7 protein-coding genes are annotated in these 6654 nt (G+C 68.8%); 5 read left to right on the forward strand and 2 right to left on the reverse strand.

Translation table 11 applies throughout. The features are described 5' to 3' along the window. Nucleotides 1–28: 28 nt before the first annotated feature. Nucleotides 29–667 carry a class I SAM-dependent methyltransferase gene (locus tag ACFVWD_RS09290; RefSeq protein WP_389594682.1) on the reverse strand — a complete coding sequence of 213 codons (639 nt, stop codon included), beginning with the start codon at nt 665–667 and terminating at the stop codon, nt 29–31. 85 nt (nt 668–752) lie between these two features. Here ACFVWD_RS09290 and ACFVWD_RS09295 point away from each other — a divergent pair, with 85 nt between their 5' ends. From ACFVWD_RS09295 to ACFVWD_RS09305, 3 genes are all read left to right on the forward strand, one after another. Then, nucleotides 753–1466: a cytochrome c biogenesis CcdA family protein gene (locus ACFVWD_RS09295; protein WP_389594683.1), complete on the forward strand. Its 714-nt coding sequence runs from the start codon at nt 753–755 to the stop codon at nt 1464–1466. 195 nt (nt 1467–1661) lie between these two features. After that, on the forward strand, nt 1662–2030 hold the full coding sequence (locus tag ACFVWD_RS09300; protein ID WP_389594684.1) for a hypothetical protein: 369 nt from the start codon (nt 1662–1664) through the stop codon (nt 2028–2030). Between the two features lie 147 nt (nt 2031–2177). Further along, a complete protein-coding gene (locus ACFVWD_RS09305) occupies nt 2178–2933 on the forward strand; it encodes a tRNA-dependent cyclodipeptide synthase (RefSeq protein ID WP_389594685.1) in 756 nt (251 codons plus the stop codon). A gap of 73 nt (nt 2934–3006) precedes the next feature. Here ACFVWD_RS09305 and ACFVWD_RS09310 read toward each other — a convergent pair whose 3' ends face one another. Further along, nucleotides 3007–3639, reverse strand: a complete 633-nt coding sequence (locus tag ACFVWD_RS09310; RefSeq protein WP_389594686.1) for an Ig-like domain-containing protein — start codon at nt 3637–3639, stop codon at nt 3007–3009. 181 nt (nt 3640–3820) lie between these two features. Here ACFVWD_RS09310 and ACFVWD_RS09315 point away from each other — a divergent pair, with 181 nt between their 5' ends. Together ACFVWD_RS09315 and ACFVWD_RS09320 are read left to right on the forward strand one after the other, a co-directional pair. Further along, the gene (locus ACFVWD_RS09315; protein ID WP_389594687.1) at nt 3821–4249 is read left to right on the forward strand and encodes a DUF6153 family protein; all 429 of its coding nucleotides are present in this window, start codon (nt 3821–3823) and stop codon (nt 4247–4249) included. Nucleotides 4250–4324: 75 nt separating this feature from the next. Beyond that, nucleotides 4325–5938, forward strand: a complete 1614-nt coding sequence (locus tag ACFVWD_RS09320) for a multicopper oxidase family protein (RefSeq protein WP_389594688.1) — start codon at nt 4325–4327, stop codon at nt 5936–5938. The last annotated feature ends 716 nt before the right edge of the window (nt 5939–6654 follow it).

Genomic DNA, 6654 nt, shown 5'->3' on the forward strand with positions numbered 1-6654 from the left:
AACAGATTCTCCGGACATCCTAAGCGGCCTAGGTAGTCGGGCGGGCGGTACCGATGATCGACGGGGAGGCCGGGTTGGCCCGGCCGTTGATCAGGAAGTAGAAGCGGCGGATGTCCTCGACGGTGAAGCCCGCCTCCTGGATGGCGCGTGCGGTGTCGCGGGTGAGGTGGCAGCCGCCACCGATGAGCCGCCACGGCAGGGCCAGCACCTTCTGCACCCGGCGGAAGCCGGACCGCTCGGAGACGACGTGCTCGTAGAAGCGCAGCTCCCCGCCCGGTTTCAGCACCCGCCTCACCTCGGCGAGCGCGCCCGGCACGTCCGCGATGGTGCACAGCACCAGCGAGAACACCGCCACGTCGAAACCGTCGTCCTCCAACGGCAGCTTCTCCGCCCGGCCCGCCGCCACCTCCACCGGCACGGGCGCCTCCGTCGCGGCTTTCTCCGCGAGAGCCCGGAGTCTCGGCTCCGGCTCCACCGCCACCACCTGCGTCACCTCGGGCGGATAGTGCCGGAAGTTCGCCCCCGTCCCGGCCCCGATCTCGACCACCCGGCCGTGCACACCCGCCAGCAGCTCCTGGCGGTGCTCGATCGAGCCGTGCGCCTCGGTGAAGGCGATGATGCGCGGGTAGATGCGGGCGAAGAATGGATGAGACACCGCCTTGACCATGATGTCCTCCTCGGTGATGGCGGAGCGGACACCCTCAATGATTCACCTTAGTAGGTTAGGAATATGCTCGCTCGGGCAGCCCGACATGGCGCCGCTCGCGCTCCTCGCGGGCGCGGTCTCGTTCTTCTCGCCCTGCTGCCTGCCACTGGTGCCCGGCTACGTCTCGTACGCCACCTGCATGTCGGCGGCCGACGTGCAGGCGGGGCGCGAAAGCCGGGGTCGGATGGTCGCCGGGACGGCGCTGTTCATCCTCGGCTTCTCCGCCCTCTTCGCGAGCTACGGTGCCGCGCTCGGCTATGTCGGCAACACGCTGTTCGCACACCAGGACCTGATCACTCGGATCATGGGCGCGCTGACGATCCTGCTGGGCCTGCTCTTCCTGGGCACCTTCGAGCGCATCCCTTTCGCCGGACGCACCTTCCGCATCAGCTACCACCCACGGGCGGGCCTGGCCGGGGCCCCGCTTCTCGGGGTGATGTTCGGCCTCGGCTGGACCCCGTGCATCGGCCCCACGCTCGCCGCCGTGATGAGCCTGTCCTTCACCACCGGCAGCGCGGGCCGCGGCGCCCTGCCGGCCTTCGTCTACAGCGTCGGCCTGGGCCTGCCCTTTCTCGTAGCCGCCCTCGGCTTCCGCCGTGCCCTGCGTGCCTTCGGTTTCGCCCGCCGCAACGCGCGGGGCGTGATGCGCTTCGGCGGCGCGATGCTGGTGGTCGTCGGCGTTCTGCAGGTGAGTGGCACGTGGACGTACCTGACCGGGCTGCTGCGCTACTGGGTCGCCGGCTACCAACTGGCGCTGTGAGCCCCGCAACGCAGACGCCGGAGGGCCTCGGCGCGGGTCGGAGTCGGCATCCCGCGGCAAGGAGACGTTGCGCGCCTCCGCGCGCCGCACTGTCCGCCATCTGGGTGACCTCTCGGCGGTGCCTCTGGCGCTGGGCCACGAAGTGGGGGCATCACTTCCTCATGTGCCAGCAGCGACTTCCCTACGGCCGTGCACGTGTGGGCGCCCCCCCGCGCGGTCGGCGCACTGCTGCTGGTACTCGCACTCCTGGGCTGCGCCTCCGGCGTCGGATCCGCCGCCGGAACAGCCATGACGGAGCCGTGCGCGGGCCGTTCGACCGAGGCCACAGTGATGGTCGCGTCCCCCGGGGGAACGTCCTCCACCGGCGAGCACTCGTGCATGTCGGACCTCGACCGGTGCTCTGCCTCCCGCACCGAGCCCGCCCCGCGCACCCCTGCGCCTGGCGTCGACTGTGACCTGCCGCTGTGGACGCCGCCCACGACCGTGTCGCCCGCTGCCGCTCCGGGCTGGGAGCGTGCCCTGGGCTCCGAGGGCTCCCATGAGTTGTGCGTGATCCGTACGTAGAGCGAGGCACACGCCTCAGTCTCACCACCCCGCGCACCGCCGTCCACGTGCCTGAGTTCGGCCGCTGAGCCGAGCCGGCACGCCCGCCCGGCACAGTGCGGGGCCGTACACCGACACGCCCCTCTCATCGTCCAACCGGAGTCCGCCATGCCCTCCGAGTCCGTGTCCACCGAGCCTGTCGACCTGATCCGCGCAGAGCCCCTCACCGCCCGATGTCGGACCGCCTTCCTGGGCCGCGTCCACGCGTGCCTAGGCATCAGCCCGTTCAACAGCCACTTCTCCGCCCAACGGATCGCCTGCCTGGTCCGCTGGGGGCTGGCCACCTTCACGGACGTGCACTTCTTCGTCCCCGACACCGCGGCCGCCCACACCCTGGAAGCACTCGGCTATCCGCCGGAGAGGGCCGCCTGGAAGGCCCGCCGCCAGGGCCAATACGTCCGCAACAAGATCACCAAAGCCCTGGCCGACAACGGCGTACTCGACCCTGGCCCCTACCTCCTCGACGGCCAGGCGCTCGCCTCGAACCCCGCCTACGAGGAACTCACGGCTCATGTGGAGCAGCGCTTCCGCAAGGACACAGGCTTTGCCCAGGCGTGCCTGAGCGCCTCGGCCTGGGTGCTGGAACGCCGGCTGCCGCCCGGCCGGCAGCCCACGCAAGAACAGCTGCGGGGCGCGGTGCGGTACTTCCTGGCCGAACTGCCGCTGTTCCTGGACACTCCGCGCATCGCAGGCACGGCCGCCTCGGTGTTCTGCTACCACGAGGTCCCGCAGGTGCTGGCCGACCTGTACCACCACCGGCTGTCCCTGCACCCGGCCCCCGAACAGGGCTTCTGTCATCTGCACAGCGCCGTGGAAATCCAGCGCCCAGGCGTCCATGTGCCGGATACCGTGCAGCGACGATGACCTGGAGTAGTGCGTGTACGAGGCGCCCGGTCTGTCCGCCCGGGCGCCTCGATCAACTTCTGTGTCTGCACACCTACTTGAAGGACCGCAGCCGCAGACTGTTGGTCACGACGAAGACCGAGGAGAAGGCCATCGCGACCGCGGGTGAAGCGGTGACCTTGAGCTTCCGCTCCACCGCCGCCTTGTCACGGATCGGCTTGTTGAAGGTGATCGACACCGGCATCGCGACGCCGACCTTCGCGCCCTTGTCGGGGTAGTACTCGCCGACGAAGGTGTCCTTCGCCGCCTCGGTGGTGAAGGAGGCGGTCTTGTCGAGGGCCGCCCCGCCGGACGTCTTGCCATTGACCTTCACTGTGTACGTGGCTCCGGGGGCGAGCGGGGTCGTGGAGGTCCGCACGGACTTGTCCTTCGACCAAGTGCCGGAGAGTGTGCCCGGGCCGGGCGAGCCGACCTCGACGGACGACAGCAAGCCGCCCCGGGCGCGAACCGTCACTTTCTGAGTGACCGGCACCTTGGCGTTCTCGTCGCCGTGGTCCACGGCTATCGCGGCCGGTCCGGCGTTCTTGCCGTCGTCTGCTGACGCGTTCGTGCCGCCGTTCGTCTTGCCGCCGGTACTGCACGCGGCGATGACGACGACGGCGGACGCGGCGAGCGCGAGCGGCTGCGCAATCCGGCGGCCGGGCCGTGGTGTCGGGCGCTGTCGCATGGGACTCTTCATTTCCTAATGACCTAAGGTCATTCGTAGACGATCGGCGGCCCTTCATGGTTCCCTGCTTCACATGCCCCCTACGGGCGAGTCCACGCCGCACCTGCGGCGCGAAGACAGGTACCCCCGGGGGGTAATATGGTGACTCCGGCGTCCGATGCGCATGGTGAAGGTGGAGCTCATGGGGATACGGACAGCGCGCAGCGGCGGTTCAGTCGTTCGCTGTGTGTACGGGGTGCTCCTCACCCTGTGCGTCGCGCTGGCCGTGCTTGTCCACCATGAGATATCCGGGATGACCGACGCTCCGATGCCGGCCACGGTCCACGCGGCCATGCCGGGCGCAGCCCATGACGCTCACGTGCTGCCGGACGGCACGGCGTCGTCCGTCTCGGACGCATCCACACACAATCTCAACGACAGCGGATGCGCCACGCCAGGCATGCAGCACTGCAGCTCGGCGAGCATCACCACCGTGCATCTCGCCATACCGGGGCAGAGCGCGTTCGACGCCTCGGCCGATCTCCTGAGGGCCTTGTCCGGACGCGCACCGGGCTCCGTGGCGAGCAGAGCTCCGCCCGATCTGTCCGTCCTCTCTCAACTGCGCATTTAGGCCGCGCCGGACGGCGCGCGATGTGCCGTCCCTCCGCGACCACATCGGCAGTTACGACACAGAGGACACCACGTCATGAACAGCATCAACCGCCGCTCCGTCCTGCTCGCCGGGCTCGGAGCCGCCGGAACCGGCGCCCTCGCCGCCTGCAGCGGCGGCTCCGGCAACACCGGATCCGGCAGCGCCCTGGTCAGCCCGACCGCCTCGGCGGTCGCTGCCGCCGAGAAGAAGCGCACGAGCAGTGGACGGCAGCGGAAGCTCACCCTGACCGCGTCACCCGCGATGATCGACCTGGGCGGCGGCGTCATGCCCAAGACCTGGGCCTTCGACGGCCGTACGCCGGGCAAGGAGGTACGCCTCTCCGTCGGCGACACTCTGATAGCCGAGCTGTCCAACCAGCTCCCGAACAAGACGGCCACGTCGATCCACTGGCACGGCATCGCCCTGCGCAACGACATGGACGGCGTGCCCCCGGCCACGCAGACCGCGGTCCGGGCCGGATCCACCTTCACCTACAGGTTCATCGCCGACGCCCCGGGCACGTACTTCTTCCACCCCCATGTCGGCGTCCAGCTCGACCGTGGCCTGTACGCCCCGCTGATCGTCGAGGACCCCAAGGAGCCCCTGTCGTACGACGACGAGTGGGTCGTCCTCCTCGACGACTGGGTCGATGGCGTCACCGGCACCCCCAACGAGGTCTTCTCCGAGCTCAAACTGGGCATGGGCGACATGAGCGGCATGGACATGAGCAGCAGCCCGAGTCCCAGCAGCTCGGACAGCATGGGTGACATGGGCGGGATGGACATGGGCGGCCCCGCCTCGACCTCCGCCTCCTCCGGCGGCATGTCCAAGAAGTTCATGCTCATGGGCGCCACCAGCAGCCTGCTCGGCGGCGACGCCGGTGACGTGAAATACCCGCACCACCTGATCAACGGCCGCGTGGCCACCGACCCGGACGTCTACACCGGCAAGCCCGGCAAGAAGGTACGACTGCGCATCATCAACGCCGGCTCGGACACCGCCTACCGGGTCGCCCTCGGCGGCCACAAACTGACCATCACCCACACCGACGGCTTCCCCGTCCAGCACCAGGAAGTGGACGCCCTGCTGGTCGGCATGGGCGAACGCTACGACGTCCTCGTCACCCTCGGCGACGGTGTCTTCCCGCTCGTCGCCCTGGCCGAGGGCAAGAACGCCAACGGCCTGGCCCTGATGCGCACGGGCTCGGGGAACAAGCCGTCAGCGACCGTCCATCCGAAGGAACTCGACGGCATGATCATGACGGCGTCCCAGCTGCGGGCCGCCGACGATGTGCGTCTCAAGTCCTCGAAGACCGACGTCACGCACCAGATCAGGCTGACCGGCAACATGATGAAGTACAACTGGGCCATCAACGGCACGCCGTTCGACATGCAGAATCCCGAGGCGCACCCGATCGTCATCGAGGAGGGCCAGCGGGTACGGCTCGACTTCGTCAACACGACCGAGATGTGGCACCCGATGCACCTGCACGGCCACACGTACCAGCTCGGAACCTCCGGGCCGCGCAAGGACACCGCGATCGTGCTGCCCAAGAGGACGGTGTCCGTGTTCCTCGACGCCGACAACCCGGGCCAGTGGATGATGCACTGCCACAACGCCTACCACGGCGAGGCCGGGATGATGGCGAACGTGGCCTACACCGCCTGACGTTCTCCTCGTGCCACCTGGACGGCCAACCGGTTCCGCGTCGCTGCCGCCGTTCCTCGGCATTGCCGAGGAACGGGTTGGCCGTGCCGCTGGCCGCCGGGCCCGGTCCCGATACTGGGACGCCGAGTCCCCGGAGGGAGTCGGTGGTGACGTGGTCGACCGTGCTGTTCGCATTCACCGCCGGGTTGCTGATGGCCCGCCGCCACGTCTCGACCGAGCCGGCGCCTCTGCGGATGATCCGCAGCAACCTCTGGCCTTCATCGTCATCGATCTCACGAACCCGTACACGTTCTGCCACCCGGACAGACTCATGGTGACGTACCGCCTGCGCCAGCACCCGAGCGGCGCGTCAGATCACAACAGGGCAGACGCTGCTTGATACGGCGCTAGATGCCCGTCGATGACAGGGCGCGATGCGGTCTCGATGCCGCCGGCTCCCGGATTGTGGCTGCCGCCGACGGGAGGCAGGGTGGTGTCGAGACCGTTTGGGCGAGGCAGAAGGCACACGGCCTGTCACGGATGCGGGCTGTGGCATGTCCTCATCGCGAAGCGAGTTGTGTGAGCCGGGAACCGGCGAACTTGGTCACCGCCGAACGAGTGGGTCGGTACACCGGTCCGGAATGCGGTGGCCGACGCAAGATCGTCCATTCCGGGCAGGCTTACGGAGGTGTGGTACATGTCAGCGAAGAACCCAGAGCACGGGAGCGCCCACGAGG

The organism is Streptomyces sp. NPDC058086 (assembly GCF_042885015.1).
Taxonomy (GTDB): Bacteria; Actinomycetota; Actinomycetes; order Streptomycetales; family Streptomycetaceae; genus Streptomyces.